This window comes from Planktothrix mougeotii LEGE 06226, from assembly GCF_015207485.1.
In the GTDB taxonomy this organism is placed as follows: domain Bacteria; phylum Cyanobacteriota; class Cyanobacteriia; order Cyanobacteriales; family Microcoleaceae; genus Planktothrix.
On the sequence record NZ_JADEWU010000069.1, the window covers coordinates 1 to 14,220 of the forward strand.

The window sequence follows — 14,220 nt, forward strand, 5'->3', positions numbered from 1 at the left end:
CTACTCCCCCTACTCCCGGAGTTCCCCCTTCGTTCTATAATTTGGCAGTAACTTTCATCTTACCTTGATCGTGATAGCCCTTTATCCGGGTAGTTTTGATCCGGTTACGTTAGGACATTTAGATGTCATCGAGCGAGGTTGTAAACTGTTTGATCAGGTGATTGTGGCGGTTTTGGGAAATCCGAATAAAAAGCCTTTATTTACCGTAGAGGAACGGATTAAACAAATTCGTTACAGTACCCAACATTTGAACAATTTAGAAGTAGCCAGTTTTGATGGTCTAACGGTAGACTATGCAAAACTACGGAACGCTCAAGTTTTACTCCGAGGTCTGCGAGTTCTTTCAGATTTTGAATTAGAACTGCAAATGGCTCTCATCAATAAAACCCTGTCAACAGAAATTGAGACGGTGTTTTTGGCAACCTCAAAAGAATATAGTTTCTTGTCAAGTAGTGTTGTCAAAGAGATTGCCCGATTTGGGGGTTCTGTTGATCATCTTGTTCCTAATCACGTTGCTCAAGAAATCTATAAATGTTACGCCAGGAATCAACTCCAAGACTAGAACCTGAACAAAATGGACTCCGTGTAGAACCTGAAACTCCGGTGAGTAATTCCCCTGGAATTGATATCCAACGGGAACTTAACCGACTGGAGGAAATGATTCTCGATAGTCCCAGAATTCCATTAACTCGACGCACTTTAGTCGATGAAGAACAATTACTCGATCAATTAGATTTAATTCGATTGAATTTACCGAGTGCATTTCAAGAGTCAGATATTATCGTCCGTCATAAGGATGAAATTCTTCAAGAAGCGGAAGAATATGCTCAGGAAATTATCGATGCGGCTGAACAAAGAGCGGCTCGAATATTGAATGAGATGGGTTTAATTCAACAAGCAAAAGCTGAAGCGGATCAATTGCGTCAACAAGTTCAACACGAATGTGAGACGCTTCAACAACAAACTTTGTCTGAAATTGAACAAATTCGCTATCGTCTTCAACAGGAATTAGAAGAAATGCGATCGCGAACTCTGGCTGAATGTGAAGAAATTCAAAATGGTGCAGATGACTATGCAGATCACGTTTTAGGAAGTATCGAGCAACAGTTAAATGAAATGATGCGAGTGATTCGGAATGGTCGCCAACAAATCCAGGGAAATCACCCTACACGATAACTCGATTTATAGGGGGTTTCTACTCGTTCTGATACTAGAAATCAGGAGATAGCCTAGGCGTTATTTATATCGTCTTTTTAGACATCTCCGATTTCCCTGTATCGATTTTTTAAGATTTCAAAATTGCATTCAGTTATTTATATAGTGCTACGCATTACGGTTAAGACATTTTTAAACCCTGAAACCCTTTTAATTCTTACTGTTCCCTGTTCTCTGCTATATGTTAAATAATATTCGGCTATTACTTCAAGCTTGTCAAAACCTCAATATTGATTATGAAATTCTCCATAGTCATGAAAATTTAGTCAAAATTAAGCTCGATAAAAATTACTATTTCTGTAATTATAGTACACCTTTTGTTGACCAATCTGTTTTTAAAATTCTCAAGGATAAAGAATACACTTACTCGATTTTAAAGGGGAAAATTAATATCCCGAAAACAATAGGCTTTCTTTCCCCATTTTGTGATCAAAAATATCAAGAGTATTTACAGTTTAAAACCAGTCCTGATATTGCTCGTGAAATCGAGAGAATTTTTAAATTTCCAGTAATTGTTAAACGCAATTCTGGTTCCAGTGGACAGAATGTTTTTTTAGGTCAAGATCTTGAACAAATTGAAACAGCATTAACCACAATTTTTAATATTCATGATAAAAATTATGATTATGTTGCTATCGCTCAAGAATATATTTTAATTCAACGGGAATATCGAGCCGTTTTCTTAAATCAAAAATTAATCTTACTGTATGAAAAAGATATTAGTCAGGCAAGATTTATCGGAAATTTAAGCCCTTTACATTGGGAAGGTGGAAAAGCTAAATATATTAATAATGATAAAATTATATCAGAGATTGAAACCTTTTGTCAACCTATTTTTCAAGAATTAGCTTTAGATTATACGGGGTTAGATATTGCGGTAGATGAACAGAATCAATATTGGTTTATTGAGGCTAACTCCCATCCCAATTATGATATTTTTACTAGAGATAACGGATCAGAACTCGCTGTCCAAGTCTTTGAAAAAATGCTGAAATTTTTAGCTTCTAAAAGAGGGAACAGGGAATAGGAATAAAAATTTTTCTCTGTCAAACCTTTAATTGAACCGCAAAGATAAAAAGACACAAAGAAGTTGTAAATATTAATTTTGATGGCGATCGCAAATTTTGTTTTTTTCCTTTGGCTTTGTTCTGTGCAAGTTAAGGATCTGTCACAAAGTTTAACAATTAACCTCAATTTTCAATTAGAACAAGAGTTGCGGTTTCTAAAATCTCTAGGTTAGAACTAAAATACAATTCTATCCTAGGATAGAATAAACCTCTGATTCTTTTAACCTTGTTTAATTTCAATTAAAATGATTAATGAAAAATTCCGACGTCAACTACGCCAAGAAGCCAAACTTTGGCAGGAAGAACAACTCATTGATGATTCTCTATATCAACAGTTAGCAACACGCTATCAATTTGATCATCTTGAAACCGCCGCCAGTAGTCGATTTGTGATGATTTTAATCGGTTTAGGCAGCATTCTATTAGGTTTAGGTGTTATTACTTTTGTGGCGGCGAATTGGCAGGACTGGTCAAAAGTAGTTAAAGTGATTCTGCTTCTGAGTTTATTTATTGGAGTCAATGCGGCTGGCTTTTATTTATGGAAACAGCCATCAGAGTCTTTCCAAGTGGGAAGAAAACGACGTTTAGGAGAAGGATTATTACTTTTTGGCGCATTAATTTTAGGGGCAAATATTGCCTTAATGGGACAAATTTTTCATCAAAGTGCTTCTGCTTATGAACTCTTTCTGGTGTGGGGAATTGGGGTATTAGTCATGTCCTATAGTCTGCAACTAACATCTTTAGGATTTTTAGGACTACTATTGTATGGAATAGGATATTGGACAGGAACTTCTGATTTATTCTCACAGCAAGAATTTTCTATCTTACATTTAGTGTTAGAACATACCCCGTTAATTGCCGGATTTTTGTTTATTTCCCTGGCTTATTGGTGTCAGTCCCGTGTCCTATTCGTGATGACATTACTGATTCTAATTCCGGCTTTACAGATTAGTATTATTCCCTTGTTTAATTCCGATTTACCCCAAGGGTTACTATTCGCTTTCTTATTCATCTTTACTCCTGCTTTACTGTGGGGTTATGATGATACTTTGTGGCCGAATGTTGACAGTAGACGCTTTCACCCTTTAGCGCGAACCCTATCCATTATTCTGTTAGCCGTTTTATTTTTTAGTCTCTCGTTTAACGGGTTTTGGAATAACTTTCCTTCAACAGATTCTAACGACTTAATTCCAATTAGCAACTTTGTTTTAATTGATTTCGTCTTCTTTTTAGGCATTCTATTTTTAGAATGGTTCCAACTGGTTAAACCGACTCCTATTCATCCCAATAAATGGGGATTTGATTCCGTTACCAGCGTAATTGTAGGATTTTTAGGATTAACTGGATTAATCTGTTTTTGGCATTTACAAATCCATCCCATTTCTGAACTTGCAACATTTTTGTTTAACGTTCAGATGTTTTTATTAGCAACGGGATTAATTAGAATTGGACTCGCCCAAACTCAACGCTTTGCCTTTTGGGGGGGAATGATTTTATTAGTTTCTCAAATTATGAGTCGCACCTTTGAATACAATACCGAATTGATTCTAAAAGCCTTTGTGTTTACCTTATGTGGAGTCGGAGTGATTGTAGCAGGCTTATGGTTTGAACGCCATTTATTAGCTATTGCTAAAATACAAAATCGTTAACTGATCTATTTTTAGGAGTAAAACTCATGAATGATGCTAACTTGAATGAGACTCAATCTTCTGTTACTTTAAATCAGTCTCCTGTTGTTAAAAAACAAATTCCGGCTTGGAAATTTTGGACACCGTTATTATTTCAGTTAATTCTAATTTTATCAGTTCCCTCCCAAGCCTTTTATACTCAGGTAACAGGAAAAACAGTCATCCTGCAAACGGCACCCGTTGACCCCTATGATTTCTTTCGAGGATATTATCAAACCCTGAGTTATGATATTTCTAATCTGAATACTCTCAAAGCACTTCCCGGTTGGAAAGAAATCGTTAAAGGTGAAGAATATTTACCCACTGGAACCCTAATTTATGTCACCTTAGAACAACCCAAAGATTCAACAAAATCTCAACATCCTTCAGCCTGGAAACCTGTAAAAGTCAGTGCAGAATATCCTCAGAATTTATCAAATAATCAGATTGTTTTACAAGGAAAATCAACAGGATGGAGTATTGAATATGGTTTAGAACGGTATTATATGCCAGAAAATCAACGAGAACAAATTAATAGTACCATTACAGAAGCACAAATGAAGGATCAACAATCTTTTGTGGTAGAAGTCAAAGTTAATGCTCAAGGAAAAGCAATTCCTGTTAGTTTGTGGGTGCGTGATCGCAATTACAAATTTTAATTTCCCAAAACCCAGTTTCTAGTTGTGATAGAATTTCCCCAATATGCTACAATTAAGAAACTGGGTTTTAATATTCATTTAAAATTCCAACTTTAATTTAAAATAAATCTCATTTATTCTTTATGATCAATAGATCTAAGAAAGCAATTGAGAATACGCCTTTATTAAAGAATGCTTTTGAAAAGGGATTAAAAGCTCTAGGTTCAAATAGTAGTAAAGTAAAACCTCTTGATACCAGTAAATGTGAAGGGAGTGTTGATATTGATACAGCTTGGGGTTCAGAATAATTATCAATCAGGCTCAAAAATAAATCACGGTAGTTGACAACTAACCCTGTAATTTACAACTTATTGATAATCGTAATGCTGTTTAAAACTTGGGGGTGGGGTAAGGACAAGCCTCACCCCAAGGTGTCGGGTTTTAGGTGTTCACTAATTATAGATCACAGTTCCTAAAATAGTAAACCCAGATCTCAATAATTTTATTAAAATTCTATCCAAAAACCAAAAGGACGAGGTTTTCTCAGCTTAACAGAGAGACTTCCTCGCCCCGATTTTTGGTAATTTCGCACAGTGTAATCGTTTATTCTTCGTCGCCTGCTTCTGCGTCGTCAGTGGGATAGTAGAATCCTGTAGAACGACCTGTGAGAACGGACTTACCGAGGGATAACGCTTTTTCAGCTTGTAGTCTTGCTTTCCGCTTCCAAGTCGCCTTCCGCATATCGCGTCTCGACCTGGACATTTTCTTCTTGGGTACAGCCATGAGCCTAGTTTAATGAAGATTTTGCACAAACTATTATATTACCCTATCTGTACCCTTGACTGAAGATTTTTTCCCCAAAAATTTACAACGACTGCAAAAAGCGGACTAACGCCTCTCGGTCTTTCTGGTTCAGGGTTCTGAATGCTTCTTTAGCAGTTTCAGCTTCCCCCCCATGCCATAATATCGCTTCTTCCAGGGTTCGCGCCCGACCATCATGCAAATAGCCGGAATAGGGAGAAACGGTTTGAGTTAACCCAATTCCCCATAAAGCCGGGGTGCGCCATTCCGTTCCTGATGCTTGAAATTCCGGGCGGTTATCAGCTAATCCGGCTCCTAAATCATGTAACAATAAATCCGTATAGGGATGAATGGTTTGATTTGTTAATTCTTTAACGGGATGATTCCCTGTTTTTAAGGTAGGTAAATGACAGGAAACACAATTCGCTTGAGTAAATAAGGTTTCGCCGCGTTTGACTTGGGGATCATCTAATAATGTTCGGGCGGGCACGGCTAAAGTCTGCACATAGAATGTTGTTAAGTCTAAAGTTTTTTGATCAATATCCGTTTGTTTTTCACCTTCAGTAAATAAGGGGTTTGTAATTCCCATATCATTCACATAAGCTCCCGCATTTTGTTGAATTAAGGTCGGATTTCCAGCTTTTAAACCAAATCTTCCTAACCCTTCCGATTGTTTTTGAGCATCCCAAACTTTATTGACTTTTCCTGAAATTCCATCGTGATTTTTATCTTCAGGATCAGCAAGATTCAAAAGGGTTTCTTCTGGGACTGCTTCTAATAAACCCAACCCAAAAACTGGGGGTGGAATTCTTAATGATTTTTGAATATCCGTTGCAATCGGTTGACCATTAGCGAGGGTAATTTTAGGTTGAGGCGATCGCAATTGATAAGATGTACCATCGCCATATTCACCCGTTTTTTCTTTCCATTCTATATTAACTTTAGCTTCAGGTTTTTGTCCATAAATAGCAAAATCTTGAATTTGGGTTCCCAGTCCTAAAACAGGGGGTAGATTATCAATTTTAACCGATCCTTCTAAATGAAAATTACCGGGTTTAACAGGATTAATTTTAGGTGAACTAACCCTTACTAATAATTGTCCGGGTTCGGGTAAACCTCGACCATTTTTCAGGTGACATCCTGCACAGGAGGCATTATTAAAAAAGGGGCCTAACCCAGGATGAATTTGTGCAGGTTTGGTGACAAAATTCGCCTCAAAAGCAGTATTAGATTCTGTATGTTTTTTCTTTCCAGCTTCATCTAAATTAGCTAAGGGTTGCTCAAAACTACTAGAACTGCGGTTAAATACCGTTGTTTCTCCTCCTGCTAAAGGGATTTCGGGTTGAAACAAATTTTGAAAATGCCAAAGATGGGATAGGATAATTCCTCCTAAAATTGCGATGGCGAAAATGATTAAAAATTTAATCGGTTTTCGAGGAGGATATTTTAAGGATAGAGTTTGCATTGTATTATAGGTTGTAATATTTTATCGTAGGGGTTTGGTTTCCAAACCCTCTTTGCTCCTGGGTTTGGAAACCAAACCCCTACAGAACTTTTTCAGAAATTATTTAGGATTGCTATAGGTTGTTTTGAGCAGGGTAATAAGTTGCGTTTCTATTGTAGAAAACAAGGTTAAAATTGCGGTTTTAGCTGATGTTAATTTAGCCGTTACATCAGGGCTTTTAATCGTGCTTTCAATAGGAGCAGGAACGCCATTAATCGCTTCTAAAGCTGCTTTTAATTCCTGTTTGATTTTTTGATCTAATTCAGGATTTTTTTGAGCGACTAAACTGCTAATACTATTGCTTTGAGTTCCCGTTCCTGAAATTTGCCCTAAATAAGCATTCTCAACACTTTTGAGATTATTCTTAAAATCACTTAGAGAATTTTGGCTAAACCGACTTTCAAAGGTTAAATGATTTTTCGTTTCTAACGGTTTCCCGATTTTCTCATTCGCCACTTCATCCAAACAGCCTAACATTCCCTGTAAAATTTCCTCAACGGCGGCTTGGGGAGTGGGATAGGCGGGATTACTATTTGTTCCTGCGGTTGCTAAAACCTCTCGATAAGCTGGATTCCCATTTACTCCTTCAGCCCAACTTTTGGTTAAATTAGTGGCAGATTCATTAAACGCTAAAGTTAAATTTTGTAATAATTTTAATTCTCGTTTTGAGAAATTTTGAGCCGTTTTTTGAGAATCTAAACCAAATAATAGATATTCGATTGTATGAAATCCTTTTTGCGTTGTTTGCAGTTTTTTTACTGACTCTAAGGTAATTTCATCCTGACTATTAATAACAGCAATAACATCCGTTTCATTCACAGGCCAATCATCTAAATCCCCATCATAGCCTAAAGACTCCGCAGGGCCAAAAGCAAAGGCTTCGCTTTGTTCCCAAGGTGCACGAGTCGCTACCCAAGCGTTTTGTGCGGCTTTCAAGGTTTCTGCGGTGGGGTTTTCTACAAACTGATTAACAGCTTGGGATAGTTCTCCCGCCTCTTGTACTAGCTGTTGATAGGTGGGAATAACAACTTGATCCGCAAAATTACTTACTACTAAGGTCGTCGTGTCTGGTGATACGGCTTGTGAGGTATTATTGGTTGATGCAACTTTATTGCAACTACTACTCAATAAGAGTAAACTAGCGATCGCACCTGTTCTAAAACTCTTGGAGATAGATTGAATAGTTTGAGTATTGTTCATAATTGTTGAAAGTAATTCTTAAGTATTGGTGTTTGTGTAGGAGCAGAGTAATACCCAAAGTTCGTCAACTTAAGCCGAAAACTTCTGATTATAGTCCCCCTAAATTCCCCTTTCTGATAGAAACTTTGAACTCTAATTCTCCCCTAGACAAAGCATTAGGGGGATCTAGGACTAATAAAAAATCAACCCACTTTCGGTTTAATTCTCAATTAGTTAAGAAAACGATAATTAATGCAACTTTCCTAAGAATTGACTTGACAGAAAATCACAAAAAAACCTACAATGAAACTATCCAATCTAAATTAAGCGATCGCTTTCCAAGGGTTATCGCTCAATCAAGACACAAGGATGTTTCAAAAGCGGTCATTAATTATCGCTTTCGGCTTAAAAGGCTCTAGGCTAAGTTGCTCAACTTGTCAGCCTAGTGCCTTTTGTTATGGTTTTGCAAGCTCTCAATTCCTCTAGGTTTTTCAAGATTAGTTAATAAAGCTTCTCAATTAAGATACGACAACTCTTGTCAAAATGCAAGAGTATTAATCACCTATACTCCCGTGATTAAGTCTAGTGTTAAGATGACAGGGGTGTGATCACTCGGCTGTTCCCAGGTTCTAGGGATTTTATCAATGATAGAATTGCTGGCAACTTCATACAGGGGTAAGGTTAAATAATGGGTATCAATGCGCCATCCGCTATTGCGTCGGAAGGAGGCTTGGCGATAGTCCCACCAGCTAAACTGTCCGCCTTCGGTTGTGAACTTGCGAAAGGCGTCTTGAAAACCTAATTCTAATATTGATTGTAGAGCTTGACGTTCAGCATCACTCGCCATAATATGAGTTTCTCGATTTTTAGGGTTATGAATATCAATATCTTCTAAAGCAATATTAAAATCCCCACAAATACAAATTTTTTGAGTTTGAGTTAATAGGATTTTTAAATAATCTTTAAGACAATTTAACCAATTTAATTTATATTCATATTTATCGCTATCAATACTAGAACCATTGGGAACGTATAAATTAACGATAGCAATTCCATTAATAATTCCGGTTAAAACTCGTTTTTGTTCATCAAATTGTTGAGCTTCTTCAGTATTTAACAATCCTGAAAATCCAAAATAAACAGAGTCCAAAGGAATTCTGCTTAAAATTGCTACCCCATTATAAGCTTTTTGACCATAAATATAAATCTGATAACCCAGGTCTTCAAAAAACGGACGAGGAAAATCTTGATCAATTACTTTTGTTTCTTGTAAACACAGAATGTCAACGGGGTTAGTTTGTAACCATTGCACGATATGATCTTTTCGGGTTCTAATTGAATTAACATTCCAGGTCGCAATTTTCATTCTAAACTCCTGATTAAATTTTTTGTTGTGCTTCAAAGTCTCTAATTAAACTTTTAAATTCTCTAACTATCGTCGATAAAACGGCGTGGATATCTTACATATTCCAACGCGCACAAATTCCCAATCAAGCACCAATCATAGTCAGACTAATACCACGTCGCTTAATTAGAAAAGGCATTACAATACCACCATACACTATCATTTTTCAAGAGTCTACAGAACTATGGGACGTAAGTAAAATTTAGTAGGTTGGGTGAAGCGAAAGCACAACCCAACACCAACACCAACAACACTCCCATTAGCTTTGTTGGGTTTCGTACCTCAAACCAACCTACAAATGCTCGTCATGGTAGCGAAACAAAAACTCCCAAAAGTATCTAAAGTTTTAAATTTTTTTAACATAAATAAAAACGTCAAGAAAATCAAGAACTGTTAAGTCGGGGACTAGGGTAAAAAAAGTTATCAACACTATGGAGTAGATTTTCCAGTCCATCTATGATTTCCTGGGAAAAAGACTGGCAATCTTCCTATCCATCCCCGGATGTGGAATTGATCACATAGTAGTTGAAATCCCATTTATTCCCTGTTCATGGGCATTCAGAACTCTAATGTCACTTTTTTTCACTTTTTTCACTTTGGGTTTCACTTTTTGGCAACTTTTTTTCCCTAAGAGTGTGATAGGCTATTGCCATCATCAATTTTGTTCGATAGGTTTCAACCTGTTAGTACAAAGTTAAAGTCCGCCTATACGAACTCAGAACAGATCCAAGAAACCGGGTTTCTCGCAAAAAATCACGGCGAGAAACCCAAAATTCTCAAAAACCATCATCAATAGACTTCGTAAAAATTAGATGCTGAAATGAGGAAACTTGACATTGATAACATCTTGTAGTATAAATATTACATTAGATGTATTGCCCTCATTAACTCACTCATTGAGGAAAAACTTATGACTAATAATCTTAACAATTCCCTTAATTCCTTAACTGATGAACTCCGACGCCATCGTCGCCGTTCTAGTTTCTATGGTTCTAGTAGTGATAGCGATGGGAGTTACAACGAACCTGACCACTATGGTGATGAATATGATGACCATGATGATTACCATGAGGATTGTCACGATGACCACGATGACCAATGTTATGACTCTGATGGGGATGGTAGTTGTGACAGTGATTAATTAAGTAAAAAAAATAAGAATTAACCATGCCTATTCCTTACTTAATGGTGGCTATCGGTGGTTTTGTTTCGATGACAGTTAGCCGTGTTGTTGCGGTCGTTGCGAGTAAGAAATTAACAAATACTACTCCAAATCCGTCGGCAAATTCACCGCCTAAATCTAATCTAGCGAAAAGAGATATTGGGATTAGTAAAGCTGAATCTCTGTATCTGAAGGGTAAAGCTGAACGTGAGCAGGAATTATTAAATATTCAGGCTGATCTTGCTAATATGCGAGAAATTGAAGTGCGAGCTAATCTTGAAATTGCTAAAGCAGAAGCTGAACGAGAAGATCGTGCTTTAATTATTTCTGAGAGAACCTTAAAACTCAAACAGCAGGAATTAGAATTAGCTAAAGCGAGATTGAAACAGGAGAAACAAATTTCTCTCGCACAGCAACAACAAATAGAATGGGGGTTAAAACTCAAGGAAAGAGAATTAGAATTAATGGCTGAGGAATTAGCCGAACAGCAAAAATTAGGTTATTTACATCTTGAACAAAGACGGGAGCAAACTGCCCAAAAAGTCAACCTTAAATTAAGGGAAATTCAGGCAAATTGGGATCGGGAAAATTGGTCAGGGATTCTCAGTCGTGAGGAAATGAAACAAATTTTAATGAACGGTCAAAACAAACACCGTTTATTAATTTTACTTTCCCCACCTGATATTGAAGATTGTGATCAATTTAATAGTCATCTCCCTAAACAGGTGCGAAGCGAAGTTAAGGAATTTTTGGAAAAAAATTATCCTTTAAACGATGATATTTGTCCTGTTGAGTTTTACGGTAAATTCTTTAAAAGTTCTGTTTTTGACACGGAGGTGAAACAGTTAGCAATAGATTTAGCCGCCGTTCCTACAGTAGTGATTTACAGTGATATTACGGATGAAAATGTTTATTTTCATATCACCTGTTGGGGCTTAGAAGATTCTTTATCCCTAACATTACCTTGGAACTGGGAAGAGGAAAAACAAAGATTAAAACTTGAGGGAATGAATGAAGATGAAATTATTAAAGCTATCCGTCAATCGATTGTCAAAATTCATCAATTGATTTCGGCTTTTTTAGCGGATTTGTATTATCTCAATATTAATCCTCTACATCAACCTCGTTTGTTCCAAATTGAAACAGACTTACCCTCGGATTGGGTTAGTGATCATTTTGGGGTTCTACAAGATATTCAGCAACAAAAATTAGCTGAGTATTATAAGAATATTGAACAACCCAAGTTTGAACCCATCCCAAGATTTATTTATTAGTCAAAACAAGGAGCTAAACCATGTCTAACAATCCCTTACAAAATCTGAAAATGCTGTTTCAAAATCGTCCTGAAGTTCTCAGAATGTTAGATGCAAGAGAGCTAGATTTATCAGGTTTAGAATCAGCAGCTTATATTCGAGAACAAAAGAAAAGAAAACTCTATCCTGAACCTGTTAATTTTTATGCTACAGGTCGGACAGGTGCGGGTAAAACTTCATTAGGAAATACTTTCTTAGAACCCGGAAAAGGTAAACCGCCAATGGAATCTCACGGTCATCAAGATTGTACCAGTAGTGTTCAGTATTTTCAACTTGCCAGTAATTTGCGTTATTTTGATTTACCCGGTGCAGGAAGTAGTGAAGAATTTGACAATATCAATCGTGCTTCATTAGTAATTGAACAAATTACAGATGAAGATGAAAAGATTTATCCTGTTAGTAAATTTAAGGTTTTAGATTTTTCTGAGTATCAAACTAAGGGAGTTCAGGAAGAAGTTGTTACAGTTGATAACTGGCAATCTAGTGACAATCAAAAATTTGTTGGGGCGGATGTTATTCTTTATGTAATTGCACCTCATATGCAGTTTACTCGTGAAGATCGCAAATATTTAAGAGCATTGCTAAAATCACAAACACAGCGCCATCAAAATCAGAAAATTATCTTTGCACTTAATATTCATCGAACTAAAGACGGTCAATTAAAACCTACCCCTCAAAATCTGGCAGATGTTCGTAAATTCATTACGGAAATCTATCAGGAATTTTACCGTAACACAATTCCACCAGTTGTTGAAACTGACTCTTTAAAAGGGACAGGAATTAGTCAAATTACCGAGTTAATTTGTCAAATTTTGCCATCGGAAAAAATTGGCAATATGCAGCAGGTACTCAAAGATGAGTTAAAAGAAGTTGCCAAAAAAGAACGCAGTTACCGTTATCGAGAAGCCTTAATTTATATTGCGAGTCGTTTAGCAACTGAACGAGTGGATACGCCTTTAGGTAAAGGGATATTGAATGAAGCTTATGCTGCGGTTTGTGATTATGGAATTAGTATCTTTTTAGAAGAAGATGCTCGTGCTGAAATGGAAAAGGAACTTTATCAATTAGTTGATGAGTTTGCGGCTCAAACTAAAACATCTCGTGCTAAAGCCATTGAAACAATGGTTGACGTTGTTGAGTACAAACAAGAAAAGGAAGAAATAATTGCAGGTTGGGATCAGGAATATAAAGATGTAGAAGTGCCAGATGTTGAAATAGATTATCGAGAAAAAACACAATCAAGAGTTGAAACTGTTGACGCGGGGCGATCAGCTGGTCGCATTGCAGGTGGTACTGCGGTTGGTGCATTAGCAGGTTTAGGGGGATTAGCGGCTGGTTTAATGGGTTTAGCAGCTGCTGGTGTTACAGTAGCAACTGGTGGACTAGCAGCCCCTCTTGCTGCTGCTGTCATAGGTGGTGCTGTAACAGGTGGTGCAATGGGAGCGAAGAAACAAACAAAACAAATTACTGTCAATGAGGATGTTATAGAACCTGTTGTCAAAAAAGTTACCAAAATGGAAAAGCGTTTAGCTGGTATGAAAGCCCGTAAACAAGAGGTAATTAAAGACGTTCCTTACATAGTTCCAAAGCTTAAAAAAGTTGGTGAAGAGTTCATTCAAGGTGGTTATCCTGTTGTTGAAAATTTATTAGCAATTGGTTTAGGAATTGAAAGTGCTAATTCCTCTGCTGATAAGCAAAATAATTTTAACTTTGAAGATGCAGTGAAGTCAGGTCAGCAGCAAGTAAAAGCTGCTTTGAGTCGTTATCGAGACAGAATTAATCAATTAGCAGAAAGTAACGATCCTGATGTAGCAGAAGCAGAAATTATCAAGATTTTGACAGGTGCTTTGCTCAAATAATCTTTTCTTAAATGGGGTAGCTAATACCTACTCCATTTTCAAGAAAAAATTATCTGCTTCACTAATTCTTAATTTTCCCTTAGCAATTACAAAAAAAACACGGAGTTAATGAAATGAACAAAATTACCTTAGAAATACCTGATCGATTAATGAATCTAATCCGAGAGCAATCAGAATCAATAGAATCTATTTTACTCAAAGCATTAGAGGATTATTTCAGCAAAGAATCCTTAGATATTACTAAAACTAAAACTTGGGAACTTTGCGGTAGTTTAGAAATACCATTACCTGAACCTCAATTTATCAATCATCAAAGTTCAGAATTATCGACCAACTATGCTGAACACATTGATGAGATTTTATATTAAAGTGGCTTAAGGTGAAAACATGAATCAAGAAATAATTGTTAA

General features: G+C 36.6%; 14 protein-coding genes. 10 read left to right on the forward strand and 4 right to left on the reverse strand.

The genetic code is table 11. The features are described from left to right. Positions 1-70 precede the first annotated feature (70 nt). From coaD to IQ236_RS21620, 6 genes are all read left to right on the forward strand, one after another. Positions 71-562, forward strand: coding sequence for a pantetheine-phosphate adenylyltransferase (gene coaD / locus IQ236_RS21595; RefSeq protein WP_309235613.1), 492 nt, complete (start codon positions 71-73; stop codon positions 560-562). Further along, positions 532-1,176, forward strand: a complete 645-nt coding sequence (locus IQ236_RS21600) for a DivIVA domain-containing protein (protein ID WP_190515641.1) — start codon at positions 532-534, stop codon at positions 1,174-1,176. Before coaD ends, IQ236_RS21600 begins: the two co-directional genes overlap by 31 nt. A 220-nt stretch (positions 1,177-1,396) precedes the next feature. Continuing rightward, the gene (locus IQ236_RS21605; protein ID WP_193871190.1) at positions 1,397-2,242 is read left to right on the forward strand and encodes an ATP-grasp domain-containing protein; all 846 of its coding nucleotides are present in this window, start codon (positions 1,397-1,399) and stop codon (positions 2,240-2,242) included. Positions 2,243-2,527: 285 nt separating this feature from the next. Continuing rightward, complete coding sequence (locus tag IQ236_RS21610; protein ID WP_193871191.1) at positions 2,528-3,931, forward strand: DUF2157 domain-containing protein; 1,404 nt, start codon at positions 2,528-2,530, stop codon at positions 3,929-3,931. A gap of 26 nt (positions 3,932-3,957) precedes the next feature. Then, a complete protein-coding gene (locus IQ236_RS21615; protein WP_193871192.1) occupies positions 3,958-4,608 on the forward strand; it encodes a GDYXXLXY domain-containing protein in 651 nt (216 codons plus the stop codon). Between the two features lie 122 nt (positions 4,609-4,730). Continuing rightward, the gene (locus IQ236_RS21620; RefSeq protein WP_193871193.1) at positions 4,731-4,895 is read left to right on the forward strand and encodes a hypothetical protein; all 165 of its coding nucleotides are present in this window, start codon (positions 4,731-4,733) and stop codon (positions 4,893-4,895) included. Positions 4,896-5,190: 295 nt separating this feature from the next. Here the strand turns inward: IQ236_RS21620 and rpmF are convergent, their stop codons facing one another. From rpmF to xth, 4 genes are all read right to left on the reverse strand, one after another. After that, positions 5,191-5,370, reverse strand: coding sequence for a 50S ribosomal protein L32 (gene rpmF, locus IQ236_RS21625; RefSeq protein ID WP_026786530.1), 180 nt, complete (start codon positions 5,368-5,370; stop codon positions 5,191-5,193). 82 nt (positions 5,371-5,452) lie between these two features. Beyond that, on the reverse strand, positions 5,453-6,853 hold the full coding sequence (locus IQ236_RS21630; RefSeq protein WP_193871194.1) for a di-heme oxidoreductase family protein: 1,401 nt from the start codon (positions 6,851-6,853) through the stop codon (positions 5,453-5,455). Positions 6,854-6,952: 99 nt separating this feature from the next. Then, complete coding sequence (locus tag IQ236_RS21635; protein ID WP_193871195.1) at positions 6,953-8,092, reverse strand: imelysin family protein; 1,140 nt, start codon at positions 8,090-8,092, stop codon at positions 6,953-6,955. A 541-nt stretch (positions 8,093-8,633) separates the two neighbouring features. Beyond that, positions 8,634-9,437, reverse strand: a complete 804-nt coding sequence (gene xth, locus IQ236_RS21640) for an exodeoxyribonuclease III (protein WP_193871196.1) — start codon at positions 9,435-9,437, stop codon at positions 8,634-8,636. 949 nt (positions 9,438-10,386) lie between these two features. Here xth and IQ236_RS21645 point away from each other — a divergent pair. The 4 genes from IQ236_RS21645 (at position 10,387) to IQ236_RS21660 (ending at position 14,178) form a co-directional block, all read left to right on the forward strand. Then, entirely contained in the window at positions 10,387-10,617 is a 231-nt protein-coding gene (locus IQ236_RS21645; RefSeq protein ID WP_193871197.1) for a hypothetical protein, read from the forward strand. 26 nt (positions 10,618-10,643) lie between these two features. Beyond that, positions 10,644-11,912 (forward strand): hypothetical protein, encoded by a 1,269-nt coding sequence (locus IQ236_RS21650; protein WP_193871198.1) that lies wholly within the window; start codon positions 10,644-10,646, stop codon positions 11,910-11,912. A 20-nt stretch (positions 11,913-11,932) separates the two neighbouring features. Next, positions 11,933-13,810, forward strand: a complete 1,878-nt coding sequence (locus IQ236_RS21655; protein WP_193871199.1) for a GTPase family protein — start codon at positions 11,933-11,935, stop codon at positions 13,808-13,810. Positions 13,811-13,923: 113 nt separating this feature from the next. Beyond that, complete coding sequence (locus IQ236_RS21660; RefSeq protein WP_193871200.1) at positions 13,924-14,178, forward strand: hypothetical protein; 255 nt, start codon at positions 13,924-13,926, stop codon at positions 14,176-14,178. Positions 14,179-14,220: the final 42 nt, after the last annotated feature.